We start from the raw sequence: 25020 nt of genomic DNA, 5'->3' as shown, positions 1-25020 counted from the left end.
ATAGAAAAACGAATCCATTTTGAAAAATATGAATCAAAGTGGATTCGTTTTTTGTTTACCAGACAGGTCGTATATTTGATGATAATTTCTCTGTATTTTCTTTAGTAACGAATGTTGTTAAATCCTCTTTCAGCATTTGCATTCGTTCTGCACCTATGTTTTCAATCCATCGCTGTTCTATTTCAGCTACTATTTCTTCTTTAGCTTTCATTACTGACAAACCACGTTCGGTTAAAACGATGATTTTACCTCTTTTATCAGTAGGATGTGTTTTGCGTGTAACGTAGCCATTACTCTCAAGAGAATCCACCATTTTACTTACAGCTTGTTTGGAAATCCCTAAATACTCAGCTAGCTCTATACCAGTTGCCCCATTAGGGAGGATGCGTTTGAACATAAAACCATGTGCTGGCCTAATATCTTCAAATCCTAATTCACTTAATTTGTCATGTAGCTCAGTGATTAATGTGCTAAATGATAATGATAAAAGCGATGTAAGATCTAACTCGTTAAATGTTTGATCCATGTATATAACCTCCGCACTTGTAGTCAATCAAATTGACTATATTATGTTGGTAGAACAAATAATGATTTATATAATATAGAATCAATGGAGGTTTCACATGGTTAATATCGTGAAAATTAGAGGGAGTGTATTTGCACCGTATGCATCGCTGGAACCTATTAAGGACCCTGCAACAGGAAGAGTGTTTGAATATGCTGGAGATGCACGTGAGTTTACACCACAAGCTGTGAACACAAAGCGTTCAAGGTTAGAACAAGAAGTAAATATTGATTTTTATAAAAGAGAAATTTTCACATATGCAGATGCTTGTATCGTCACCGTGAAGATTACAAATCCAGATGGCTCAATTGAGTATCAAAAGGGAGAAACAAGTACAGAAAACATTGTATGTACAAATATTGTATGGAGTGAAGATGAAGTTTCATTTGAAATGAGAGCAAGTGCAAGTAATCCTTTAAACGCAGCAGCACCTGCAGCTGATTATTTTTTGACTATACGAGCTAATGAAAGTGGTACTGTGAATATTGAAGGTGTACATGATGGTTTCCCTTGCTATGAATTTTATAAACAAGTAGATTTTGGTTCGTTTGAATTGATATACAAACATGATTTCAGAAAAACGGATGATACCCCAGCAGCACTAGCTGGAGAGATGGAATATAGCTTTAAAACGATAATCTAGCTGTAAATATAGCGCTATTTTTCAGAAGGAAGTAGCAAGCGTAAAAGAGAAAGCTATTTATTATGATAGCGAGATTGTGGGCTGTTTTACTCAAGATTATGCCGTATCTAAAATAAAATTATAGAGGTGTTTCTTATGACTAATATCGTGAAAATTAGAGCCAGTGTATTTATTCCAATGTCTTGGACTGAGGCTAAGAAGGATATGGAAACAGGAAAAGTAATTCAATTCGAAGGTGATTCACGTGAATTCACACCGTATGCGGTAAATGCGATGCGCTCTAGAGTTGAGCAAGAGGTAGTAGTGGATTTTTATAAAGAAGAAGTGTTTTCATATGCGAACACGGGTATTACGACAGAGAAGGTTACGAATCCAGATGGTTCTGTGAATAAAAGAACAGGAAAAGCGAGTACTGAAAATATTGTGTGCAAGAATATCGTATGGAATCCTGGTGGTGTGCAATTTAAAATGAGTGCGAGTGCAAGTAATCCATTAAATATATATGCACCTCCTGTAGATTATTTATTACATGTATGTGTGAAAAAGGATGGTAGTATTGATATTCAAGGAGAGCATGATGGATTCCCTTGTTTTGAATTTTATAAGCAAGTAGATTTCGATTCATTTGAAAAAATATATACACATGATTTTAGAGAAACTGGTGATACAGCTGCAGCACTAGGCGGGAACATGGAGTATAGTTTTACAAAGAGATTATAGGAAGTATGAAAATGGAACGATGGATTGCTTCATTCGTAAAGAACTTGGAGATATCTAAGTTCTTTTTTATTTGTTTCAAATTTGTGAAAGAAAGACATATTGATTGAAATTAAATTTTTTATACTCTATCATATACCCATACAGGTATAGGTTTTTGTGGTACATGAGAAAATTAAATAATATGGAGGTTTAAAATATGTCCAGAAAAATAGTTGTAGTAGGCGGAGTTGCCGGCGGGGCATCAGTAGCTGCAAGGCTTCGTCGTTTAAGTGATGAAGATGAAATTATTATGGTTGAACGCGGTGAATACATTTCATTTGCAAACTGTGGATTGCCATATTATATTGGCGGTGTCATTACAGAAAGACAAAAATTATTAGTACAAACTATTGAAAGGATGTCAAAGCGTTTTAATTTAGATATACGTGTATTGAGTGAAGTGGTAAAGATTAATAAAGAAGAGAAAACAATTACTATAAAGAATGTAACTACAGGTAAAACATATAACGAGGAATATGATGTTTTGATTCTTTCACCAGGGGCGAAACCAATTGTTCCACCTATTCCGGGCATTGAAGAAGCAAAGGCGTTGTTTACGGTACGAAATGTACCTGATACAGATCGTATAAAAGCGTATATTGATGAGAAGAAACCACGTCATGCGACGGTTATTGGTGGTGGATTTATTGGAGTGGAAATGGTTGAGAATTTAAGAGAACGTGGGATTGAAGTTACTCTTGTAGAGATGGCGAATCAAGTGATGCCACCAATCGATTATGAAATGGCAGTATATGTACATGAGCATATGAAGGTGCACAATGTTGAGCTTGTTTTTGAAGATGGTGTAGATGCGTTAGAAGAGAATGGGACTGTTGTACGTTTAAAAAGTGGCTCACTTATAAAAACAGATATGATTATTTTAGCAATTGGTGTACAACCAGAGAGTAGTTTAGCGAAAGATGCAGGACTAGCATTAGGAGTTAGAGGAACGATAAAGGTAAATGAGAAATTTCAAACATCTGACCCATATGTATATGCAATTGGTGATGCGATTGAAGTGAAAGATTTTGTTACAGAAACCGAAACGATGATTCCTTTAGCGTGGCCAGCTAATCGTCAAGGTCGCATGTTAGCAGATATTATTCATGGTCATACGGAGTCTTTATATAAAGGTACGATGGGAACTTCTGTGGCTAAAGTTTTTGATTTAACAGTTGCTTCGACTGGAGTAAATGAGAAAATATTAAAACGATTAAATATACCCTATGAGGTAGTACATGTACAGGCAAATTCTCATGCGGGATACTATCCGAATGCTACGCCAGTGCTAATAAAATTAATCTTTAATAAAGAAAGCGGAAAAATTTACGGAGCACAGGCTTTAGGGCGTGATGGAGTAGAGAAGCGTATCGATGTTATTGCAACGGCAATGAAGGCAAATTTAACTGTAATCGATTTACCAGATTTAGAATTATCATATGCCCCGCCGTATTCTTCTGCAAAAGATCCAGTAAACATGGTGGGGTATGCTGCAAGTAATATAGTAGATGGTTTTGTGGACACAGTGCAATGGCATGAAATAGATCACATTGTTGAAAATGGTGGGTACCTTATTGATGTTCGAGAACCTAATGAACTAAAACAGGGAATGATTAAAGGTTCTATTAATATTCCGTTAGATGAATTACGTGATCGATTGGATGAAGTACCAATGGACAAAGAAATATATATCACTTGCCAACTTGGTATGAGAGGGTATGTTGCAGCGCGTATGTTAATGGAAAAGGGATATAAGGTAAAGAATGTAGATGGTGGTTTTAAGTTGTATGGGACAGTATTGCCAGAACGTGTTGTATATTGATATTTTTCATCTTCTACTTCAAGATTTAGTGGAAGATGAAAATCTATAGATTAAGGTTTTATTTTTTGGTTTGCGAACATATAAGACAAAAATTAAAAATAGGGGTTTACAAAATACCCTACAGGGTATAATATGTTGTCATAGGTTATAAATGGTGACATAATGGTAATGAGGTGATTATAGAATGGAATATAATCAAGATATGAAAAATAGATTGAAACGTATTGAAGGTCAAGTTCGTGGTGTGCTTCGTATGATGGAAGAAGGAAAAGATTGCCGAGAAGTTATTACACAGTTAACAGCATCTCGTTCTGCACTTGATCGTACAATTGGACTCGTTGTTGGAACGAATTTAGAGCAATGTTTGCGTGAACAGTTTGAAAGTGGTAATGGTTCAAATGAAGAGTTAATTAAAGAAGCTGTTCAATTACTTGTAAAAAGCCGATAATCTGTCAAACATAATTGTTGACAGATTTTCAAAAACGTTTTAATATACCCCTGCAGGTATATGTATATGGATTGTGGAGGAATCGATTATGAGTATAAAAGTGGATATGAGTTTAGATTGTAAAGGTTTGGCTTGTCCGATGCCTATTGTGAAAACGAAGAAGGCGATAGAAGGATTGGCACCAGGGCAAGTGATTGAAGTTAAGGCAACAGATAAAGGATCTACGGTAGATATAAAAAGTTGGGCGAGTAAAGTAGGACATCAATATATCGGGACGAAACAAGAGGGGGATGTATTGGTGCATTATGTTAGGAAAGCAAACGAGCATGAAGTGAATGAAGTTGTGAAATATCCTCATACAATTACGAATGCAGAATTACAGTCTATATTGTCTCATGGAGAAGAGAGCATTGTATTAGATGTTCGCGAAGCAGCGGAATTTGCTTTTGGCCATATTCCATCCGCCATTTCGGTACCATTAGGTGAATTAGACAGCGCAGTGTTAGATGAGACGAAGCAAATTTATGTTATTTGCCGAACTGGTAATCGCAGTGATATAGCTTGCCAAATGTTGAATGAGAAAGGTTATTTAAATGTGAAAAATGTCATTCCAGGTATGGTAGAGTGGCAAGGGAATATAGAGAAGTAAATTTTTTTGAACGAAAATATACCTATGGGGGTAATTAAATGAATGTTAAACCGTTACAAGCAAAAGATGTGGCAGAGAAAGTTTTATTCGGAGAGTTATTTATTTTAGATGTTCGCAATGAGACGGATTATGAAGATTGGAAAATTGAAGGGAAACAAGTTTCTTCTATTAATAGACCTTACTTTGATTTGTTAGATGGTGTAGATCATATTGTAAGTGAATTACCTAAAGATAAAGATGTTTTAGTAGTATGTGCAAAAGAAGGGTCTTCTATATTTGTAGCAGAGCAATTAACAGAGGCGGGATTACAAAATATTTATTATTTAGCTGGTGGTATGAAAGCTTGGAGTGAATATGTGAAGCCGTTAAAAGTAGGGGATGTACAGGGCGGAGGAAGTATATATCAATTTAATCGTCTTGGAAAAGGCTGTTTATCTTATATGGTTGTTTCTAACGGTGAAGCAGCAGTTATTGATGCAGTAAGAACGGTTGAAGCATATGAGGAGTTTGCGAAAGAGCATGGCGTTACGATTACGAATGTAATGGATACACATTTACATGCAGACCATATTTCCGGAGGACGTAAGTTAGCTGAAAAGGTAGGTGGTACGTATTGGTTACCGCCAAAAGATGCCGAGGAAGTCGTTTTCTCATATGAACCACTTGTAGAAGGATCTGTTATTACGGTGGGGGGTACAAAAATTGAAATTGACGCGTTATACTCACCAGGGCATACGATTGGAAGTACGTCATTCATTGTAGATGATTCTTATTTATTATCAGGTGATATTTTATTTGTAGATTCAATTGGGCGTCCTGACCTTGCTGGTAAGGCTGAAGATTGGGTGAGTGATTTACGAAATACGTTATATACGCTGTATAAGGAACTGTCTCAAGATTTAATTGTTTTACCAGCTCATTATTCAAAAATAAGTGAAATGGATGAAAGAGGCATTGTGAGTGCGAGCTTACAAGAGCTATTTAAAGAGAATGTAGGGTTAAATATTGTTGATGAAATAGAGTTTCGTAAAACTGTGACAGAGAACTTACCGCCACAACCAAATGCATATGAAGAAATTCGTCAAACGAATATGGGGAAAATTCATCCGAGTGTGGAAGAAGAGCGTGAAATGGAGATTGGCCCAAATCGTTGTGCAGTGCATGAGTCATTATAAAAATAACAAATTGGAGGAATTGATGATGAATATAAAACAAGTATTAGATGCGAAAGGTTTAGCATGTCCAATGCCGATTGTAAGAACAAAGAGAGCAATGGATACTCTACAAACTGGAGAAGTGTTAGAAATACACGTAACGGATAAAGGGTCAGTTAAGGATATTCCAGCGTGGGCAAATAAAAGTGGTCATGACATCGTAAAGCATGTAGAAGAAGCTGATGTGCTGAAGTTTTGGATTAAGAAGGCGTAGGAAAAAAATATTGTTATAAATGCAGAGAGGTTGGTTATATGAACACAATATTAAGTACGCTTTTCATTGTACTTGCTGCATGGTTTGTTATTTCACGATTTTTACCAGTGAAAGGTGTGCAAAATATCAGTGGAAAAGAATTAAAGAATATAGTGGAAAAAAAGGGGAAACAACGTATCGATGTTCGTACAGTAGGTGAATATAGAGGAAATCATATGAAAGGATTTCAGAATATCCCGTTAAATGAGTTAGCTAGTAGAGCAAGTCAGTTAGATAAAAATAAGGAAGTAATCGTTATTTGCCAAAGTGGAATGAGAAGTAAGCAAGCTGCAAAGATGTTGAAAAAACTAGGGTTTCAGCAAGTAATAAACGTTTCGGGTGGTATGAATGCTTTGTGAGGAGGGACTTTAAAATGAAAGAAATGACAGCAAAAGAATTAGAAGAAAAATTGTTACGTAAAGAAGCAGTAAATATCGTAGATGTCCGTGAAGTAGAAGAAGTAGCAGAAGGGAGAATTCCAGAAGCATGTAATATTCCGCTAAGGCTATTAGAGTTTCGAATGCATGAGTTGGATAAAAAGAAAGAGTATATTATCGTTTGTCGCTCTGGCGGAAGAAGTGGAAGAGCAGTTCAGTTTCTAGAGAGCTACGGTTTTCAAGCAATCAATATGGTAGGTGGTATGTTAGCGTGGGAAGGTAAAGTCATATAGTGAAGTAAGTGATTTGGGCCTTTTTATAAATAAATAAATACCCCTATAGGTAATTGGAGGGAGAACAATATGGAACAACAGAAGAAAACAACAATCGTTTTATTTAGCGGGGATTACGATAAAGCAATGGCTGCTTATATTATTGCAAATGGCGCAGCGGCGTATGATCAAGAGGTAACTATTTTTCATACTTTCTGGGGATTAAATGCTTTAAGGAAAGATGAACATGTGAATGTAAAGAAAACATTTATAGAAAAAGTATTTGGAAAAATGATGCCACGCGGTGCTGATAAGATGGGATTATCCAAAATGAATTTTGCTGGCATGGGGCCGAAGATGATTAAAGGCATTATGAAAAAACATAACGCAATGCCTTTGCCAGATTTAATTGATTTGGCGAAAGAACAAGGAATTAAACTTGTAGCTTGTCAAATGACAGTAGATTTATTAGGGTTAAAAGAGGAAGAGATTATGGAAGGGGTAGAGTTTGCAGGTGTAGGGGCATATTTAGCAGATGCTTCGGATGGGAATGTAAACTTATTCATTTAAATCACCTTCTTTTTAGAAGGCGGGGGATGTAAGATGAGCTTAGTCGTATTACTTTTTATAATTGGGTTTATAGGATCGTTTATATCAGGAATGGTTGGGATTGGTGGCGCGATTATTAATTATCCGATGATCTTATACATTCCAGTATTGCTAGGATTTACTGGCTATACGTCACATGAAGTGAGCGGTATTACAGCGGTACAAGTATTCTTTGCAACTTTTGCAGGCGCGTGGGCATACCGGAAAAGTAATGACATGAATAAAACGTTAGTTATGTATATGGGAGCTAGTATATTAATAGGAAGCTTCATAGGGAGTTTCGGTGCTAACATATTAGAGGAACATACAGTCAATGTTGTTTATGCAGCATTAGCTACAATTGCAGCTATTATGATGTTTGTACCGAAACAAAATAATAGTGGAGATGTGAAGTCTAATAAATGGTTAGCAAGCTTGTTAGCGTTCGTTGTAGGGGGAGCTTCAGGCATTATAGGAGCTGGAGGTTCGTTCCTTTTAGTTCCCATTATGCTAGTTATTTTAAAATTACCACTGCGCATGACGATCGCGACATCTATCGCTATTACGTTTATTTCCTCAATAGGGATTACTACAGGAAAAGTGATTACTGGGCAAGTAGTTATCATTCCAGCTCTAATTATTGCGGTTGCCAGTATATTTGCTGCGCCACTTGGAGCACGAGTCGGGAAGAGGTTAAATCAAAAAGTACTGCAATATGTATTGTCCACTTTAATTGTAGGCACTGCTGTTAAAATGTGGATCGATATGATATCAAAATAAAAGGATGGTGCTGCTTACAGCCCATCCTTTTATTTATTGTCCGTAAACCTAACGGATTATAGTTTTACTTTATGCCCAAATAACTTTCATTAAGTTTTTATATTCGTCATTTGCTAATTTATATAGCATTCTCGTATGTTCAAAGACAAGTGCTGGATTAAAGTTTGGTTCTGAGAATGCAAGAGATGCTGAAATATCAATTGCATTTTGCTTGTTTAATGTGAATTTTGCAAAGCGATAAGATGTGTTTAATTCATTAATAACATGTAAAATATCATTTGTTGATGTTGCATCAGGCACGTGAGCAACATTGAAGCAGTATATATCCACCGTAGGATGTTCGTTTTGGAAAGCAGCGATAAGTTGAATTTTTGCGCCAGCTTCTGTCTCTAATCCTACTGAAAAATGAACAGAGCCATCATTTTCATCTATATTTTCTTCCATGTATATATCGTTGGATTTTAAGTAGTCTTTAAAATCTGAGATGTTATGTTTTACTGCAGCTTTCATATGTATGAGCCCCCTGATAATTGGAATAGATTGCTACTATTTATTATAATTTAAAAATATTAAAAAAGATAGTTAGAAAGTTCTGATTTTTGATTCTGAAGAAATAAAAAGAAGCAGTACTCTACCTCCATAGAGTACTGCTTCTTTACTATTCATTGTCGTTAGACGATGTTTCTGTATCTTCACTGCTATTTTTGTTCTTATTTTTCACTTCATTGTTACTTGATTCGCGTTCACTTGAATTTTCAGACTTAGATTCTTTTGTCTTTTTCGAATCAGAGTCTGAGTCAGACTTTGTATATGCAGGTAGCCCAAGATGAGTACGAAGTTCATTTGTAACATTAGCTAATTCTTTTTTATCTGGATTGTAGTAGTAAGTTCGACCACCACCAGCAGATTTGCTACATGTATCGTCACCTTTTGCCATATAGCAATCATCACCTTGGATTTGTAATTTCTCAATTTCCGAATCCGATCCATATTTATAGAATGAAAGCATATCATCAAATGTTAAGTTTGTAACGAATTGTCCGTTAATATCATCAATGATGTTGCCAACTTTTGTTACAGAACCAACACTTGTTAGTTTCTTTAAAATAGCCTCGATAACGAGTTGTTGACGTTGTCCACGCATTGCATCACTATCGATGTGTCTTGTTCTAGCAAGAGCAAGAGCTTCTTCGCCATTTAACTTTTGAACACCTTTTTCTAGGTGAATTGCCTCAGCATTATCATTGCTATCTTGCTCAGTAAATTCAACTGGTACATCAACTTCAACACCGCCCAAGTCATCGACGATTTTTATAAATGATTTAAAGTTGAATTTTACAAAATAATCGACAGGAACATTCATTAATTTTTCAACTGCATCAATGCTTGCTTGTGGTCCACCATTTTTTCCGTTTTTAGCAGAACCGAATGCATGAGCGTGTGTAATTTTATCTTTTTTCTTTTCTATTGGAATATAAGTATATGTGTCACGTGGGATACTTAATAGTTTAACAGTTTTGCTATCTTTATTAAATGTTGCAAGTAAAAGCGCGTCTGTTCTTATAGCTTCACCATATTCTTTTCCACGGACATCGCTTTCATCAACACCCATTATTAAAACAGAGACATTGTTTGTAATAGGTTTTACAGCCTTATCACGTAAATCAGATTTATCACCGCGTGCTAAATCGTGTGCGGCATTTCGAACAGCAGAAGATGCTTTATTTACTAAAAACCAAGTATAACCGCCGCCTATTAATAAAACGAATAGTATAGCGCTTATAATAATTTTTATTTTTTTCTTATTTTTTTTCGGTTTACTGCGTGTATTTTCTTGCAAAGATGGGTTTTGCTCCATTTCTTGTACTCCTTCATTTGGATTGAAATACGACACTCATATCCACTTATTATAATGAAATTTAGCGAAAAAAAACATTACAAATCATTTACATTTCGTAAAAATTCAATTTATTTATAAAAAGTCAGATTTTCTATATATTATTTTGTAGATGTAGAATAAGTATAAGGGCTATTAGTAGAAATGAAAATATATATTATGAGAAAGCGATAGGGAAGTAAGATTTGTTGAAATATAGCCAAGAAGAAATGAGTAAGCTTACTTATTTCTTCTATATAATAAAGAAGAATTTGACGGATAAAGGAGAGAGCATAATGAATCATACATCATTCCGAGCAATTGTTGTGAACGAAACGGAAAATCATCAGTTTGTAAGAAAAGTTGTTGAGAGAGAAGTAAGTAGTTTACCTGAGGGAGACGTACTCATACAAGTTCATTATTCTTCATTAAATTATAAAGATGCCCTTTCAGCTACTGGTAATAAAGGTGTTACGAGAACGTATCCTCATACGCCAGGAATTGATGCCGCAGGAGAAGTTGTGAGTAGTGAAGATAACTGCTTTAAGGTAGGAGATCAAGTTATTGTAACGGGATATGACTTAGGTATGAATACCTCTGGTGGTTTCGGAGAATATATTCGCGTGCCATCATCTTGGGTCGTGCCTTTACCAGAAGGAATGTCATTAAAGGAAAGTATGATGTATGGGACAGCAGGTTTTACTGCGGCTTTGTCGGTATATAAGCTTATTGGATCAGGAATCAAGCCTAGTATGGGAGATATTTTAGTAACGGGTGCTACAGGCGGCGTAGGGAGTGTAGCTGTTAGTATATTAAGTAAGTTAGGGTTTAACGTAGTAGGAGCGACAGGGAAAATGGAAGAGGAAGAAATGCTACTACGTCTAGGAGCGAAAAAAGTGATTCATCGCGCGGAATTGAATGATGAATCAGGAAGACCGATGTTAAAAGGGATATACGCGGGAGTTATCGATACTGTAGGTGGACATATGTTAGAAACAGCTTTAAAAACAGTAAAGTATGGTGGTTGTGTAACGACATGCGGTAATGTGGCAGGCCAGGAACTACAAACCACGGTATATCCGTTTATTTTACGAGGTATAAGCCTTTTAGGGATAGATTCCGTGCAATGCCCAGTAGATGTGAGAAGAGATGTCTGGACGCTTTTAGCGAAAGAATGGGGAAATAAAGAATTACTATCTTATACAGAAGAATGTACATTAGAAGAATTAGAGAAGAAGTTTGCACTTATATTGCAAGGAAAGTTAAAAGGAAGAACAGTTGTTAAAATATAATGAAAAAAGAGACGCTTAAGTTAGCGTCTCTTTCTTATTATAATGATTGTTTTAAATTGATTTTTCCTTGTTCGCCTAAAACACCGTCAGCGATATTTACAGCGTGATCGCCAATGCGCTCTAAGTTACTTACCATATCGACGAAGATGATACTTGCATCACCTGAACAGCTGCGTTCGTTTAGACGTAATACGTGACGTTTACGAAGAACACGTTCCATTTGATCGATTTTGCGTTCTTTTGCAATAACAGTTTGAGCTAGTTCAGTATCGAAGTTTGTTAAAGCTTCAACTGCGTCTTGCAGTGTTGAAATCGTTAATTCTAGCATTTCGTTTAATTCAGCTAATGCTTCATCTGATAGTGAAACACGGTTTGAAATTTGGAAATCTACAAGTTCTACAAGGTTTTCTACATGATCACCGACACGTTCAATATCTCCAACAACACCTGCTAAAACAGAATGTTTTTCAGAATCCGTAGGTGAAAGTGGCTTTTCTGATAGTAAAACTAAATACTCGGTAATTTTTTTATCTAAATTGTTAATAGCTCCTTCTAATTGAGTAGCCATGTTTGCGTGTTTTTTGTCTTGTGTATTTAAAAATTGATTTGCTTCTTTTAATCCATGTAATGAGAACTCCGCCATACGGATAATCTCTTTTTGAGCTTCAGTTAAAGCGATGGCTGGAGATTGTTCAATAAAGATTGGATTTAAATGTTGCGGTTTGAAATTAATAGCAGAATCTTCGCCGCGAATAATTTTTGTTACAATCCATGCTAATACTGCAATGAATGGGAACTGAATGATTGTATTTGTTACGTTAAATGTTCCGTGTGCAAATGCAATGGTCATTTCTGGATTCAAGTTTAATGATGTTTGGAAATATTGAATTAAACTTGTAAATGGTACTAATAAAATTGTAAAGATAATGGTACCGATAATATTAAAGATAACGTGAACTAATGCTGCACGTCTTGCTGCAATTGAAGTACCGATTGCTGCTAATACTGCTGTAATTGTCGTACCGATGTTATCACCGAATAATACAGGAAGAGATGCTTGTAAATCGATTGCACCTTGACCGAATAGTTCTTGTAAAATACCGATTGTTGCACTTGAGCTCTGTACAATTAAAGTGAAGACTGTACCGACAACAATTCCTAAAATTGGATTATCACTCATGCTAATCATTAAATCTTGGAATGACTCTAAAGAACGAAGAGGTTTCATACCTGCGCTCATTAATTCTAAACCGAAGAATAGCATACCAAAACCGAATACAACTTGACCTACAGAATGTACTTTTTTATTTTTAAAGAAGAATAGTAAGATTGCTCCAACTGCCATAACTGGGAGAGCATATTCTCCGATTTTAATTCCGATAATAAATGCAGTAACTGTCGTACCGATGTTTGCACCCATAATAACACCGATTGCTTGTCTTAATGTCATAAATCCGGCACTTACAAGTCCGACTGTTAAAGCGGTTGTTCCTGAACTAGATTGGATTAATACAGTAACTAACATACCAGCTAGTACACCCATTAGTGGGTTTGTTGTAAAACGATCTAGAATATCGCGAAGACGATCTCCAGCTGCTTGTTGCAGTCCATCGCCCATGTATTTAATCCCGAATAAGAAAATACCTAATCCACCAATGAATTGGAAGATCATTTCTTGAACATTATATTCCACGCATTCCACTCCTTAAATTTCATGTACGCTGTAATTATTAACTGAACCTTGAGTCACTGTAAACGGTTTGCTAGTAAAATTTACACTAAATTTACAAAGAGATGAAAAGTTTACAATTCTTTAAAGAAACAGCTGTATTTTATTGGTTTTTGTATTTCGTAAATAGTGTTTTTGTAAATAAATCACACTTTTTAGAATAGTATTATTCAATTGTATATCAAGGGAATTGTCTACAAGTTCATTGTATATTTTTTGAGGAAAGTTAAAAAAATATGTAGGGAAATGCATGTAGTTTTATAACGTCAACATAAGGTTTAATATTTATTAAGTAGTCTTTTTTGCAAGAAAAAAAGCCGCTAAATTATCCAGCAGCTTTTTCTGTATTTTTATCTCCGTGCTTTTGTTTTCTTATACTTGTAATGTAAATGAAGAGAAAAGCAATAAGTAATAGCGAAGAATAACGATATACAGTTGCATAGTTTGTAAAATGAGCAATAAATCCAAATATAATAGCTCCAGCGCCGATTCCAAGGTCAAATGCGGAGAAGAATGTAGCCGTTGCTACGCCACGTCGATGCGGTGCTACGCGGTCAATCATCCATGCTTGTAGTGCGGGTTGGATCGCCCCAAAACCACTTCCGTAACATGCTGCAGCAATAATTAAGCTCGGAATTGTCGTCGTATACGACAATAAAATAATACCTGTAAACGTTATAATAACTCCCGGAATGATGACGAATGTATGACCTTTCGCATCATATAGCTTCCCAGAGAATGGACGAGTTACAGCGATTGCTAGTGCGTTACATAAAAAGAAGAGACTAATATCAGCTATGCCGACTTCTGTAGCAAATAGTGTGATAAAACTTCCGATTCCTCCGTACATTAATGTAATACATAATATTAATAATGAAGGAAGTAAAGCTTTACGCTCAATAAATCCATCGAGAAAAGTACTAGATGATTGTTGTGGAGGCTGTTTCGTTTTTTGGATTTGAAGTAGTTTCGTTAATATTAATGAAACAATTGTGCACGATAATGCACATAAAAAAAGAATTGTGAAGTTATATGTTTGCATAAGCCATAGTCCGATAAGTGGACCGAGGGCCATTGCAATTGTTCCAGAAAGGCCAAAATATCCCATGCCTTCTCCGCGGCGAGCTGAGGGAATTAAATCAGAAACGACAGTTCCATATGTAGTCGTTGTAATACCGAAACCAGCTCCGTGTAAAATACGAACAGCAAGCAAGAGAAAGATTGTTGAGGCGAAAAGGTAACTGCCCATAGCGAGTAAACAAATAGCAGTACCGATCATTAAAATGATTTTTTTATTGAATTTTTGCAAGGCATTCCCAGTTAGCGGTCTAACAAAAAGTGCCGCAACGGTAAACATGCCAACAACCAATCCGATATTGGAACTTGTGCCACCAATTTCTTTCACATAAACAGGTAAGGTTGGAATTAACATTTGAAACCCTAAAAACATACATAAGTTTGCAAAAATTAAAGCAACAAACTCTTTTGTCCATAACGGTTCTCGTTTTACGAGTATTGCTTCTCCCATATATTCATCCCCTATATAAAATTTTCTCTTTTCTTTCGAGTATATGTATTGGCCAATGAAACAGTCAAGGAAGGTGTCTTGAAAACGGATAACAATTTTTAAGATGAAAAACTGACAAATTTGTGTAAAAGCTACACAACTATGAAAAAAAGATGTAAAGTATAGATGTATAGACTTGTAGGTGTTAAGAATGATAGAAATTGTTTTTTCTTTAAAGAAAGCGGATTCAAAAGGGTAGTGAACAAGAAGGGGATATATACTTTTTCACTACATATATTTGAAAAGGTTTACAATATGATGAAGAAAGAGGCGTGTACATATGAGACGATTAGGTATTTCTATTTATCCAGAACATTCAACAGTAGAGAAAGATAAGGAGTATTTAACATTAGCAAGTAAATATGGATTTACACGTGTGTTCACATGTTTATTATCTGTGGATGGAGAAAAAGAGAAAATTATAGAAGAATTTAAAGAAACGATCTCTCATGCGAATGCATTAGGGTTCCAAGTATTAGTTGATATTAGTCCATCTGTTTTTGAACAATTAGGTATTTCGTATAATGATTTATCATTCTTCCATGAATTAGGTGCGTACGGTATTCGTTTAGATGTTGGTTTCTCAGGATTAGAAGAATCAATTATGACTTATAATCCGTATGGTTTGAAAATTGAGATTAATATGAGTAATGGTACGAAGTATGTAGATAACATTATGAGTCATAGACCAAATCGTGAAAATTTAATTGGTTGTCATAATTTTTATCCGCATCGTTATTCAGGGTTATCATACGATCATTTCATTAAATGCTCGAAACAATTTAAAGATTACGGTATGAGAACGGCTGCTTTTATTTCATCATTTGATGCAACATACGGACCTTGGCCAGTAACAGAAGGGTTATGTACATTAGAGCAGCATCGTGAATTACCGATGACAACACAGGCGAAGCATTTATTCGCGACGGAATTAATTGATGATGTTATTATTGCAAACGCATATGCGTCAGAAGAAGAATTACAAGCACTAGGTGCATTAAATAAAGAGAAACAAACATTTGATATAGAACTATATGATACAACGACAGAATTAGAAAGAATTATCGTATTAGACGAACCACATTTTTATCGCGGAGATGTATCTGAATATATGATTCGTTCTACACAAAGTCGTGTGAAATATAAAAAAGAAGAGTTTAAACCTCATAATACGCGTGAAATTAAGCGTGGAGATTTATTAATTGATAATGAACAATATGGCCAGTATAAAGGCGAATTACAAATTGCATTAAAAGATATGGTGAATACAGGAAAAACAAATGTAGTTGGTCGAATTATAGAAGAAGAAATTTTCTTATTAGATTATTTACAAGCATGGGATAAATTCGGGTTCACATTAAAGAAATAGAGAGAATATAAAGGGGAAAAACTACTGATTTCAGCAGCTTTTCCCCCTTTATATATAAAGAGCGAGAGGAAGAGCTATGACAAAGGTGCATCAGCGATTAATTTCTATTTTAGAGGAGTTTTTAGAAGAGAAATCGATGTTAAATCGAGCTTTTTTAGCGGGCCGTTTACATGTATCAACGAAGACGATTCAAAAGGATATAAAATTATTAAATGATATATTGGAAGAAAACGGAGCGAAAATCGAATCGCAAAGAGGGACTGGGTACGAATTAGAAATTATACAAACGAAGAAATTTGAAGAATTTTGTGTGAGTCTATTTCAAAAACAGACGGAAAAGATCCCAACTTCTTATGAAGAAAGAATAGCGTATATTCTGCAGCGTGTTTTAACGACAGAGGGATATGTGAAGCTTTCAGAATTAGCAGAAGAGATTTATGTGAGCAAATCAACGGTCAATTTAATTATGAAAGATGTTACAGATATATGTGGCCGCTATAAATTACAAATTGAGAAGAGACCGTATTATGGTATACGTATTGTTGGAGGGGAATTTAATATTCGTTCTTGTTTATCACAATATGGTTTACCGCGTTATGACCATACTCCGTTTCATGAGCAATTTGAGCAGACGGAGACATATTTATCGCTACCTCATATATCACTCATTCGTTCAATTATATTAAAGTATATTGAAGGCGGAACAATATATTTATCTGATATAGAAATTGATAATTTAGTCATTCATATTGCAATCGCATTAAAGCGTTGTCAAAGTCAACATTATATGAAAGAACTGCATGCGGAGCAATCAGAACTTATAATAAAGAAAGAATATACAATTGCGAAGCAGATTTTAGGAGATTTAGAGAAAGAGTTAAAATTTTTATTTCCAGAAGAAGAAGTATTATATGTGACGATGCATTTATTAAGTACTGCTGTTACAACGAGAGATCGCTATGAAAATGTAGAAGAGCTATTAGGAAAAGATATATATGCATTTATGCAACATATTCTTTTTAAAGTAGCGGAAGAACGGAATCTTATTTTTTATTATGATGAAGAATTATTATTTGGATTTGGTATTCATTTAAAAACGTTATTAAATCGTTTGAAGTATAAGTTAAATACGAGAAATCCTCTTTTGGCAGAAGTGAAAAAGAATTATCCGTATGCTTTTGAAATTGCGGTTCTTGTTGGAGATATCATTGGTGAATATACGGGTGAATCGATCCCTGAAAGTGAAATTGGTTATATAGCAATTCACTTCGGCGGAGCGATGAGCCGTTTGCAGGAGCAGAATCAAAAGAAAAGATGCTTATTAGTTTGTGCGACTGGTCAAGGAAGTGCACAACTATTAAAATATAAAATTTTATCACAGTTCCGAGATAAATTAGAGATTGTAGGTATTACAGGCTATTATCAATTGAAAGTAGAAGATCTTTATAAAGAAAAAATAGATTGTATTATTAGTACGATTCATATACCGAGTGGCTTGCCTGTTCCAGTTATAAAAGTGAATTCAATATTTGATGATAAAGAGATTAAATCGATTGGTCAGCGGTTGTTTACGCATGTGAATAATAGTGTGCAGCAATATATTAAGGAAGATTTAATCTTTTTAAATCATAGTGCTTCTACGAAAGAGGATGTTATTCAGTTTTTATGTGAGAAAGCTGCTGAGAAACGCTATGTACCAGAACACTTTTATGCTTCTGTTATGGAAAGAGAAAATACGTCTCCGACAGCGGTTGGGAATTCAGTTGCAATCCCGCATCCGATGCAATTATTAAGTGAGGAAACTTTCTTGATGTTTTGCACACTTGAAAAGGCTGTTGATTGGGGAGATAAAAAAGTACAAGTAATTATTTTATTTAGTGTAAAGCGCAATAATAATGAAGATTTGCAAAGGCTTTATGATTTTTTATATGATATTATGTCTAGTCAAACTACGATAGAGAAACTTACTCAGACCGAGGTAATTGAAGATTTTCAAGAGATTTTATTATCATTTTGAAAAAGTATATAAAAACTTCCGTTACATAACGGAAGTTTTTTATGTTTAATTGTATGCGTTTTCATAATAAGATAAAAATATAGAAAACATATAGCTTGGGGGAATTTAAAATGGCTGATATGCAAACTCCATTTGCATTAATTTTACATGGTGGCAATGCGAGAAGTGCGGCGCTTGAAGCAATCGCTTTTGCAAGACAAGGAGATTTTGAGAATGCGGGTGAAAAGATGAAACTTGCTAGTGAGGAAATTTCAGCAGCGCATCGTATTCAAACGGATTTAATTCAAGAAGAGGCAAGAGGAAATCATGCAGAAATCAGTTTACTGTTAGTGCACGCACAAGACCATTTAATGAATGCAATTACAGTGAAAGAACTAGCTAAAGAATTTATTACTCTTCATAAACGCGTGGAAGAGAAAGTGACAGTATAAGATGTATATTTTATTATGTTGTGCAGCAGGTATGTCAACGAGTATGGTCGTAAGAAAAATGCAAGAAGAGGCAAAGAAACAGGGGAAGAATTATAAAATTAAGGCGGTTGATTCAGAACTTGTGAAACTTGAAATTAAGGAAGCTGATGTCGTTTTAATTGGTCCACAAGTGAAATATTTATTTCCAGCTGTAGAGTTTCTTGCAAACTCATACAACATACCAGTTGCAATTATAGACCAACGAGATTATGGCATGTGTGATGGTTTGAAAGTGCTTAGGCAAGCAGAACAATTAGTTTTAGCATAATTATATTTTTTTAAATATAAACATTATAATGTTATAAAGTTTATTTCATTCTTTTATAGTAGAGAGAAAGAGGAGGGCTATTGATGAATGGGTTTATGAATTTTATGGAACAAAAGATTATGCCAACAACGCAAAAGATTGCAGGACAACGACATTTATTGGCAATACGAAATGGGGTTATTTCTACATTACCGTTAACGATCGTCGGGTCATTTTTCGTTATCTTTTTAAATTTACCAATTGATGCATATATGGAATGGATTGCACCGTTTCGCCATATTTTAGATATTCCATTCCGATTTACAGTAGGACTAATGGCATTATACGCAGCGTTTGGTGTAGGAGCTTCGCTCGCGAACTTTTATCAGCTCAATCAATTAAGTGCAGGGCTACTATCTGTACTCGCCTTTTTACTAGCATCAGTTGAACCAATTCAAATTACGAAAGCTGTACCAGGTGTTATTGATGCAGGTCGATATATTTCAGTAGGAACATTAAGTGCAACGTCTTTATTCGGCGCAATTGTTACAGCATTAATTGCAGTAGAAATTTATCATTTTATGATTAAGCATAATATCTCAATAAAATTACCAGACAGTGTACCACCAGCAGTTTCAAATTCGTTTGCAGCATTAATTCCAACATTAGTAGTTATTCTTTTATTCTGGGGCATTCGCTACGGTTTGAAATTCGATGTAAATACAACAATTACATACTTAATCGCACCATTAAAATCAGTACTAGTAGGAAATAACTTATTCGGTGGTTTATTAACAGTATTCTTAATCGTGTTCTTCTGGTCATTTGGTATACATGGACCGGCGATTTTAGGACCAATTATTCGTCCGATGTGGGATTCAGCAATTCTTGAAAATATGGAAGTGTTCACGGCTACAGGAAATGCACATCAGTTACCAAACTTATTTACAGAGCAATTCATTCAATGGTTCGTATGGATTGGCGGATCAGGCTCAACGTTAGCTTTAGTAATTATGTTTATGTTCTCTAAATCTAAGTTCCTAAAAGAGTTAGGTAGATTATCATTCGTACCAGGTTTATTCAATATTAACGAGCCAATTATTTTCGGAGCTCCGATTGTAATGAACCCAATCTTAATTATTCCGTTCGTTATTACGCCGCTAGTGACAACGACAGTATCATATTTCGCAGTTGTTTCAGGTATGATTCCACTCATGATGGCGAAACTGCCATTTACGATGTTAGCACCAATTGCAGCGATTATTAGCACGGACTGGACAATTATGGCTGGTGTACTTGTACTTGTTAACTTTGCGATCTCATTCGTTATTTACTATCCATTCTTCAAAATGTATGAGAAACAACAATTAGCAGGAGAGGAGAAAACAGAATGCTCGGAGCAATTATCATCTTAATTACATTCGTGGTCGGACAGTGTATTGCCCATTATTCGAAATGGGTACAAAGTAAATCTTTATTAGTGTTACTACTAGTATCAGTTTTATTTATCGGTTGTTCAATGGGTGCATATGTAATGTTAGGTCTACACTCACCGTACGTAATTATTGTACCGACAATTTTATGTGCAACATGTTTATCTGCAAAATATAGATTTACGAGCATGGCATTAATACAACGTGTGAAGGAGATGCAAAAGCATGGAGCGTAAATTAGGAATTTCACTTTATCCAGAACATTCAACGAAAGAAAAAGATATGGCTTATATTTCCGCAGCGGCACGACACGGTTTTTCAAGAATATTTACTTGTTTGTTATCTGTGAATCGTCCGAAAGAAGAAATTGTAGCTGAATTTAAAGAGATTATTAATCACGCAAAAGATAACAATATGGAAGTTATTCTAGATGTAGCTCCAGCTGTGTTTGATCAGCTTGGTATTAGCTATAGTGATCTATCATTTTTCGCAGAGTTAGGTGCAGATGGTATTCGATTAGATGTAGGATTTGATGGATTAACGGAAGCGAAAATGACGAATAATCCGTACGGTTTAAAAATTGAGTTAAATGTAAGTAACGATATTGCGTACTTAGAAAATATTCTTTCGCATCAAGCGAATAAATCAGCTTTAATTGGTTGTCATAATTTTTATCCGCAAAAATTCACTGGTCTTCCGTACGATTATTTCATTCGCTGTAGTGAACGCTTTAAAAAGCATGGTATTCGCAGTGCAGCATTTATTACATCACATGCCGCAAACATTGGTCCATGGGATATTAACGACGGATTATGTACGTTAGAAGAGCATCGTAATTTACCAATTGAAGTGCAAGCGAAGCATTTATGGGCGACAGGGCTAATTGATGATGTCATTATCGGAAATGCTTATGCGAGTGAGGAAGAGTTAGAGAAACTAGGAAACTTAAATCGATACATGTTACAGTTAAAAGTACAATTTGTAGACGAAGCGACTGAAGTAGAGAAGAGAGCGACACTGCAAGAATTACACGTAAGACGCGGCGACATAACAGAGTATATGGTACGTTCTACAGAAGTACGTAAAAAATATAAAGACTATGATTTCCCGGTGCGCGAAAGCGTACTACAGGAAAGAGGGCAAGTTGTAATTGGTAACAATTCATTTGGTAAGTATAAAGGTGAACTGCAAATCATTCTAAAAGAAATGCCGATAGATGAACGGAAAAATATTGTCGGTATAATTGCGGAAGAGGAGTTATTCTTACTAGATTACGTAGGGGCTTGGACACAGTTTACTTGTGTGGAATAGGGAAGATAGGGGGCGGTCCAAATTTTGGAACGCCTTTTTAATATTAAAGTACTTTTAATGTCAAAATTTGTCGGTAAATCGATATCTCTTGTCGAATCGTTGATATATTGTAGGTTACGATAGATATATTTGAAAAATCGTTGATATATTGTAGGTTACGATAGATATATTTGAAAAATCGTTGATATATTGTAGGTTACGATAGATATATTTGAAAAATCGTTGATATAATTTCATTTACTATGTCATTTTTCAGTAGTTTAATAGAGTAAAAAAAGGAGCCAGCCTCAACGATGAGACTGACTCTTTTTTTTAACTAGTTTAATACTTTAACTGTAACTGTTTTACGTCCCCAGCTACTTGATGTGCCTTTATCTGGCATTAAAACGTCGATTTTATTACCTTTAATAGCTCCACCAGTATCACCAGCGATTGCTACTCCGTAACCTTCAACCCATACTTTTGAACCTAATGGAATGACACTTGGATCAACTGCAATTAGTTTCATGTTTGGATTAGCTGTTAAGTTGTGGCCTAAAGCTGATTTTACTTGGTCGCCTGCTTTATAACCATTTTCAAGTGGATCTGCTGTATAAGCTGTTGCTACAACACGTAACTCACGAGAAGATGATGGTGCACTTGTTTCAGTTTCTTTTGCAACAGGTTGTTGTGTAGCTGGTTTTTGAGCTTTAGCTGCTTCTTTAGCTTTAGCCGCTTCACGAGCTTCAGCTGCTTCTTGAGCCTTAGCCGCTTGAGCTTCAGCATCTGCTTGAGCTTTAGCCGCTTCACGAGCTTTAGCTGCTTCTTGAGCCTTAGCCGCTGCTTGAGCTTCAGCATCTGCTTGAGCTTTAGCTGCTTCACGAGCTTTAGCCGCCTCTTGAGCTTTAGCTTCTGCTTGAGCTTCAGCTTCTGCCTGAGCTTTAGCTGCTTCTTGAGCCTTAGCTGCTTCACGAGCTTTAGCCGCTTCTTGAGCTTTAACTTCTGCTTGAGCTTCAGCTGCTTCGCGAGCTTTAGTTGCTTCCACTGCTTTAGCTTTTGCTTGAGTTTCAGCTACTTCCTGAGCTTTAACAGCTTCACGAACTTTAGCTGTATCTTGAACTGTAGTTGTTTTTTCAGCTTTAACTACTGGTTGAACTTTAACTGGTGCTTTACCTGTTAAGTAAGGAACATGAACATAAGCTGTTTTTCCGTTATATTCAAATTGAATCCAATCATTTTGTACTTGGTGTGTTGTTTCGATTACATCATCTTTTTTCAACTTACCAAGAATCTCTGAATCTGTGTTTGCACTAGCACGTACATTTAATACGTTTGCTGTTACGTAGTAAGTGTCTTTTGTATAGTCAGCGCTTATGAAAGCTTCTTTACCGCTATTCAATTGAACTTTTGACCAACCATTTTCTGTATGTAAAACATTTACTTTATATCCATCTAATAATTTTCCTACAACTTTTGATTCAGTAGTTGGGTTTTCTCGTACGTTTAGTACGTCAGTCGTTACGATCGTTTCTGCTTTAGCAGATGTTGTGAAAATCCCAAGACCAAAAACCGCTGCTGTTGCTATACCCATAAATTTTTTCATAATAGCCTCCATTGCATTTGTTTTCGTTGACCTCATTATAGCAACCATTATTTTCTTATTTGCGAAAAACATAAAATTACAAAGCTTTCGTAACGGGGCATTAATATTCTGTAACAATTCCATAAATATCCTGATAGCGCTTCCTTGTTGTTTTTTGGCGTATTAGGGCATGTAAAACACAAAATGAGTAGCATTTCAATTACCGTAACATTAATAATGTTACGGTAATATTTCTTGTGGATATCTATAGTGTTACAAAAACAGCGTATTTTACTGTCTGAATGAAAAGATAGTTATGGAATGATAACCTTTTTAGATGTAAAAAGATATAAATGAGGTGAAATTTAATGAAATATCGATATAATTGTTACAAAATCAGTCGAAGCATGGAAAAAATTACGCCTTGATTTTCGTCTGTTACATAATATTTTTGCAATAATAGGATTAGATAATAGCCTTAGTACCTATAAATAATGAAGAGTATTAGAGTGATAGTTGTAACGTGAAATATATATAATAGAAGAAACTCGATTTAATAGGTAAATAAAAAACGCAGGAGTGTAAACTCCTACGTTTTTGTTTATTCATATCGTAAACATTCAATTGGATCAAGTTTTGCAGCTTTGTTGGCTGGTAGTAGTCCGAATGCAATACCGATTAGCATTGAAATACCTACGGCAAGAAGTCCAAGTTCTTTTGAGACAACGAGTGGCCATCCAGCAAAGATTGAGACGATCCAAGCGAAGAAAATACCAAGCATGAATCCGATGAAACCACCAAGTCCTGTTAAAATACAAGATTCGATTAAGAATTGTGTTAATACTTTACCACGTGTTGCACCAAGTGCTTTACGAATACCAATCTCGCGTGTACGTTCTGTTACAGATACGAGCATGATGTTCATTACACCGATACCACCAACAAGTAAGGAGATAGCAGCAATACCACCGAATACCATTTTCATCATACCGATTGATTCGTCTAGTTGTTTCGTAAATTCACCTAAATCTTGTGCTTCGAATTTGTGCTCAAATTTAGGAGCTTTCATTTCGTTTAAGACAGAAACAGCTTGTTTTTCTACACTTTTACGTTCTGTCGGAGAGGTCATTGTTAATCTTACAGAGTCATACTCATTTACTCCTGAAATGACAGGCGCGTTTTCAAGTGATGTATAACCTTCAGGCATAGGCATTCCGAAGTCGTTTTTCGTTTCGTATACACCGACTATTTTATAAGGCTTTCCTTTTATATCTGTATATTGGTTTGATTCCCAACCACTAAATAATTTGTTGAAAGCTTCTTCATTTAATATAACAGCAGGGATTGCTTGGTTTAGTTCACTGTCATTTAATTCACGACCGTGAACTAATTTTATTTTCGAATCTTTCATAAAGGCGCCTGTTCCACCTTTTAAATCAAGATTTACATCTTTTGAACCAGCAGATGCTTTTACTTTCATACTTACGTCTGGATATACATCTTTAACGCCTGGTACAGTTTGCAGACGGTTTAGCATATCAGGTGTGATTTTGGCACTATCTGTTCCGTAATCAGGGTTGTTGTAGTAAATCGTTACTTCATTATCTTTTCCTTGGCCTAATTCTTTTTTAAACTTTGCGTTTGTACCATCACCCATTGAGATGATAGTAATAATGGCACTAATACCGATAATAATACCTAACATTGTTAAGATAGAACGCATCTTATGAGCAAAGATAGAGGAAAGGGCCATGCGTATATTTTCACTCGTATTCAAA

Annotated in this window: 26 protein-coding genes; 19 read left to right on the top strand and 7 right to left on the bottom strand. The window is 35.4% G+C overall.

The window, feature by feature from the left end; genetic code table 11:
• Nucleotides 1-55: 55 nt before the first annotated feature.
• A complete protein-coding gene (locus H6481_RS06795; protein ID WP_063535698.1) occupies nucleotides 56-526 on the bottom strand; it encodes a MarR family transcriptional regulator in 471 nt (156 codons plus the stop codon).
• A gap of 97 nt (nucleotides 527-623) precedes the next feature.
• Here H6481_RS06795 and H6481_RS06790 point away from each other — a divergent pair, with 97 nt between their 5' ends.
• The 11 genes from H6481_RS06790 (at nucleotide 624) to H6481_RS06740 (ending at nucleotide 8370) form a co-directional block, all read left to right on the top strand.
• Nucleotides 624-1208, top strand: a complete 585-nt coding sequence (locus H6481_RS06790) for a DUF3238 domain-containing protein (protein WP_000247262.1) — start codon at nucleotides 624-626, stop codon at nucleotides 1206-1208.
• 135 nt (nucleotides 1209-1343) lie between these two features.
• Complete coding sequence (locus H6481_RS06785) at nucleotides 1344-1928, top strand: DUF3238 domain-containing protein (RefSeq protein ID WP_071731155.1); 585 nt, start codon at nucleotides 1344-1346, stop codon at nucleotides 1926-1928.
• A 196-nt stretch (nucleotides 1929-2124) separates the two neighbouring features.
• Complete coding sequence (gene cdr, locus H6481_RS06780; RefSeq protein WP_182811272.1) at nucleotides 2125-3789, top strand: CoA-disulfide reductase; 1665 nt, start codon at nucleotides 2125-2127, stop codon at nucleotides 3787-3789.
• 184 nt (nucleotides 3790-3973) lie between these two features.
• Nucleotides 3974-4237 carry a metal-sensitive transcriptional regulator gene (locus tag H6481_RS06775; RefSeq protein WP_000456206.1) on the top strand — a complete coding sequence of 88 codons (264 nt, stop codon included), beginning with the start codon at nucleotides 3974-3976 and terminating at the stop codon, nucleotides 4235-4237.
• An 88-nt stretch (nucleotides 4238-4325) separates the two neighbouring features.
• Nucleotides 4326-4886 (top strand): sulfurtransferase TusA family protein, encoded by a 561-nt coding sequence (locus H6481_RS06770; protein WP_000023953.1) that lies wholly within the window; start codon nucleotides 4326-4328, stop codon nucleotides 4884-4886.
• Nucleotides 4887-4924: 38 nt separating this feature from the next.
• The gene (locus H6481_RS06765; RefSeq protein ID WP_001101341.1) at nucleotides 4925-6061 is read left to right on the top strand and encodes an MBL fold metallo-hydrolase; all 1137 of its coding nucleotides are present in this window, start codon (nucleotides 4925-4927) and stop codon (nucleotides 6059-6061) included.
• Nucleotides 6062-6083: 22 nt separating this feature from the next.
• Nucleotides 6084-6314 carry a sulfurtransferase TusA family protein gene (locus H6481_RS06760; protein WP_014481958.1) on the top strand — a complete coding sequence of 77 codons (231 nt, stop codon included), beginning with the start codon at nucleotides 6084-6086 and terminating at the stop codon, nucleotides 6312-6314.
• 38 nt (nucleotides 6315-6352) lie between these two features.
• Entirely contained in the window at nucleotides 6353-6712 is a 360-nt protein-coding gene (locus H6481_RS06755; protein WP_063546510.1) for a rhodanese-like domain-containing protein, read from the top strand.
• A gap of 14 nt (nucleotides 6713-6726) precedes the next feature.
• Nucleotides 6727-7023, top strand: coding sequence for a rhodanese-like domain-containing protein (locus tag H6481_RS06750; protein WP_000661802.1), 297 nt, complete (start codon nucleotides 6727-6729; stop codon nucleotides 7021-7023).
• A gap of 69 nt (nucleotides 7024-7092) precedes the next feature.
• Nucleotides 7093-7572, top strand: coding sequence for a DsrE/DsrF/DrsH-like family protein (locus H6481_RS06745; protein ID WP_000437741.1), 480 nt, complete (start codon nucleotides 7093-7095; stop codon nucleotides 7570-7572).
• A gap of 33 nt (nucleotides 7573-7605) precedes the next feature.
• Complete coding sequence (locus tag H6481_RS06740) at nucleotides 7606-8370, top strand: sulfite exporter TauE/SafE family protein (RefSeq protein WP_182811269.1); 765 nt, start codon at nucleotides 7606-7608, stop codon at nucleotides 8368-8370.
• Between the two features lie 69 nt (nucleotides 8371-8439).
• Here the strand turns inward: H6481_RS06740 and H6481_RS06735 are convergent, their stop codons facing one another.
• Nucleotides 8440-8880, bottom strand: coding sequence for a hypothetical protein (locus H6481_RS06735; RefSeq protein WP_000642361.1), 441 nt, complete (start codon nucleotides 8878-8880; stop codon nucleotides 8440-8442).
• A gap of 148 nt (nucleotides 8881-9028) precedes the next feature.
• Nucleotides 9029-10228 carry an LCP family protein gene (locus H6481_RS06730; protein WP_000437406.1) on the bottom strand — a complete coding sequence of 400 codons (1200 nt, stop codon included), beginning with the start codon at nucleotides 10226-10228 and terminating at the stop codon, nucleotides 9029-9031.
• 314 nt (nucleotides 10229-10542) lie between these two features.
• Here H6481_RS06730 and H6481_RS06725 point away from each other — a divergent pair, with 314 nt between their 5' ends.
• Complete coding sequence (locus tag H6481_RS06725) at nucleotides 10543-11538, top strand: YhdH/YhfP family quinone oxidoreductase (RefSeq protein WP_182811266.1); 996 nt, start codon at nucleotides 10543-10545, stop codon at nucleotides 11536-11538.
• A 37-nt stretch (nucleotides 11539-11575) separates the two neighbouring features.
• Here the strand turns inward: H6481_RS06725 and H6481_RS06720 are convergent, their stop codons facing one another.
• Nucleotides 11576-13231 (bottom strand): Na/Pi cotransporter family protein, encoded by a 1656-nt coding sequence (locus H6481_RS06720; protein ID WP_023521221.1) that lies wholly within the window; start codon nucleotides 13229-13231, stop codon nucleotides 11576-11578.
• A 361-nt stretch (nucleotides 13232-13592) separates the two neighbouring features.
• Nucleotides 13593-14795, bottom strand: a complete 1203-nt coding sequence (locus H6481_RS06715; RefSeq protein ID WP_000503254.1) for an MFS transporter — start codon at nucleotides 14793-14795, stop codon at nucleotides 13593-13595.
• 319 nt (nucleotides 14796-15114) lie between these two features.
• On the opposite strand from H6481_RS06715, the gene H6481_RS06710 reads away from it, so the two are divergent.
• The 7 genes from H6481_RS06710 (at nucleotide 15115) to H6481_RS06680 (ending at nucleotide 21681) form a co-directional block, all read left to right on the top strand.
• Complete coding sequence (locus H6481_RS06710) at nucleotides 15115-16203, top strand: DUF871 domain-containing protein (protein WP_001253350.1); 1089 nt, start codon at nucleotides 15115-15117, stop codon at nucleotides 16201-16203.
• A 76-nt stretch (nucleotides 16204-16279) separates the two neighbouring features.
• The gene (locus H6481_RS06705; RefSeq protein WP_000169804.1) at nucleotides 16280-18220 is read left to right on the top strand and encodes a BglG family transcription antiterminator; all 1941 of its coding nucleotides are present in this window, start codon (nucleotides 16280-16282) and stop codon (nucleotides 18218-18220) included.
• A gap of 110 nt (nucleotides 18221-18330) precedes the next feature.
• A complete protein-coding gene (locus H6481_RS06700; RefSeq protein ID WP_000774624.1) occupies nucleotides 18331-18651 on the top strand; it encodes a PTS lactose/cellobiose transporter subunit IIA in 321 nt (106 codons plus the stop codon).
• A gap of 1 nt (nucleotide 18652) precedes the next feature.
• The gene (locus tag H6481_RS06695; protein WP_000275645.1) at nucleotides 18653-18958 is read left to right on the top strand and encodes a PTS sugar transporter subunit IIB; all 306 of its coding nucleotides are present in this window, start codon (nucleotides 18653-18655) and stop codon (nucleotides 18956-18958) included.
• An 83-nt stretch (nucleotides 18959-19041) separates the two neighbouring features.
• Nucleotides 19042-20352, top strand: coding sequence for a PTS sugar transporter subunit IIC (locus H6481_RS06690; protein WP_001013042.1), 1311 nt, complete (start codon nucleotides 19042-19044; stop codon nucleotides 20350-20352).
• On the top strand, nucleotides 20328-20606 hold the full coding sequence (locus tag H6481_RS06685) for a hypothetical protein (protein ID WP_000900046.1): 279 nt from the start codon (nucleotides 20328-20330) through the stop codon (nucleotides 20604-20606). Before H6481_RS06690 ends, H6481_RS06685 begins: the two co-directional genes overlap by 25 nt.
• Complete coding sequence (locus tag H6481_RS06680) at nucleotides 20596-21681, top strand: MupG family TIM beta-alpha barrel fold protein (protein ID WP_071731160.1); 1086 nt, start codon at nucleotides 20596-20598, stop codon at nucleotides 21679-21681. The genes H6481_RS06685 and H6481_RS06680 overlap by 11 nt, the downstream gene beginning before the upstream one ends.
• Nucleotides 21682-21997: 316 nt before the next feature.
• On the opposite strand, the gene entC is transcribed toward H6481_RS06680, so the two are convergent.
• Nucleotides 21998-23386, bottom strand: coding sequence for a cell wall-binding protein EntC (gene entC, locus H6481_RS06675; protein ID WP_071731161.1), 1389 nt, complete (start codon nucleotides 23384-23386; stop codon nucleotides 21998-22000).
• A gap of 457 nt (nucleotides 23387-23843) precedes the next feature.
• Complete coding sequence (locus H6481_RS06670; RefSeq protein ID WP_001097716.1) at nucleotides 23844-25019, bottom strand: ABC transporter permease; 1176 nt, start codon at nucleotides 25017-25019, stop codon at nucleotides 23844-23846.
• Nucleotide 25020: the final 1 nt, after the last annotated feature.

Origin of the sequence: Bacillus sp. ME78 (assembly GCF_903970865.1) — a bacterium.
Taxonomy (GTDB): Bacteria; Bacillota; Bacilli; order Bacillales; family Bacillaceae_G; genus Bacillus_A; species Bacillus_A cereus.
The sequence above is the reverse complement of the archived record's forward strand: the minus strand, read 5'-3'. Positions and strand labels throughout refer to the sequence as shown.

Coding starts and splice junctions, on each gene's coding strand:
- H6481_RS06795 (WP_063535698.1), bottom strand. CDS start 526: ATGGATCAAACATTTAACGAGTTAGATCTTACATCGCTTTTATCATTA.
- H6481_RS06790 (WP_000247262.1), top strand. CDS start 624: ATGGTTAATATCGTGAAAATTAGAGGGAGTGTATTTGCACCGTATGCA.
- H6481_RS06785 (WP_071731155.1), top strand. CDS start 1,344: ATGACTAATATCGTGAAAATTAGAGCCAGTGTATTTATTCCAATGTCT.
- cdr (WP_182811272.1), top strand. CDS start 2,125: ATGTCCAGAAAAATAGTTGTAGTAGGCGGAGTTGCCGGCGGGGCATCA.
- H6481_RS06775 (WP_000456206.1), top strand. CDS start 3,974: ATGGAATATAATCAAGATATGAAAAATAGATTGAAACGTATTGAAGGT.
- H6481_RS06770 (WP_000023953.1), top strand. CDS start 4,326: ATGAGTATAAAAGTGGATATGAGTTTAGATTGTAAAGGTTTGGCTTGT.
- H6481_RS06765 (WP_001101341.1), top strand. CDS start 4,925: ATGAATGTTAAACCGTTACAAGCAAAAGATGTGGCAGAGAAAGTTTTA.
- H6481_RS06760 (WP_014481958.1), top strand. CDS start 6,084: ATGATGAATATAAAACAAGTATTAGATGCGAAAGGTTTAGCATGTCCA.
- H6481_RS06755 (WP_063546510.1), top strand. CDS start 6,353: ATGAACACAATATTAAGTACGCTTTTCATTGTACTTGCTGCATGGTTT.
- H6481_RS06750 (WP_000661802.1), top strand. CDS start 6,727: ATGAAAGAAATGACAGCAAAAGAATTAGAAGAAAAATTGTTACGTAAA.
- H6481_RS06745 (WP_000437741.1), top strand. CDS start 7,093: ATGGAACAACAGAAGAAAACAACAATCGTTTTATTTAGCGGGGATTAC.
- H6481_RS06740 (WP_182811269.1), top strand. CDS start 7,606: ATGAGCTTAGTCGTATTACTTTTTATAATTGGGTTTATAGGATCGTTT.
- H6481_RS06735 (WP_000642361.1), bottom strand. CDS start 8,880: ATGAAAGCTGCAGTAAAACATAACATCTCAGATTTTAAAGACTACTTA.
- H6481_RS06730 (WP_000437406.1), bottom strand. CDS start 10,228: ATGGAGCAAAACCCATCTTTGCAAGAAAATACACGCAGTAAACCGAAA.
- H6481_RS06725 (WP_182811266.1), top strand. CDS start 10,543: ATGAATCATACATCATTCCGAGCAATTGTTGTGAACGAAACGGAAAAT.
- H6481_RS06715 (WP_000503254.1), bottom strand. CDS start 14,795: ATGGGAGAAGCAATACTCGTAAAACGAGAACCGTTATGGACAAAAGAG.
- H6481_RS06710 (WP_001253350.1), top strand. CDS start 15,115: ATGAGACGATTAGGTATTTCTATTTATCCAGAACATTCAACAGTAGAG.
- H6481_RS06705 (WP_000169804.1), top strand. CDS start 16,280: ATGACAAAGGTGCATCAGCGATTAATTTCTATTTTAGAGGAGTTTTTA.
- H6481_RS06700 (WP_000774624.1), top strand. CDS start 18,331: ATGGCTGATATGCAAACTCCATTTGCATTAATTTTACATGGTGGCAAT.
- H6481_RS06695 (WP_000275645.1), top strand. CDS start 18,653: ATGTATATTTTATTATGTTGTGCAGCAGGTATGTCAACGAGTATGGTC.
- H6481_RS06690 (WP_001013042.1), top strand. CDS start 19,042: ATGAATGGGTTTATGAATTTTATGGAACAAAAGATTATGCCAACAACG.
- H6481_RS06685 (WP_000900046.1), top strand. CDS start 20,328: ATGCTCGGAGCAATTATCATCTTAATTACATTCGTGGTCGGACAGTGT.
- H6481_RS06680 (WP_071731160.1), top strand. CDS start 20,596: ATGGAGCGTAAATTAGGAATTTCACTTTATCCAGAACATTCAACGAAA.
- entC (WP_071731161.1), bottom strand. CDS start 23,386: ATGGAATTGTTACAGAATATTAATGCCCCGTTACGAAAGCTTTGTAAT.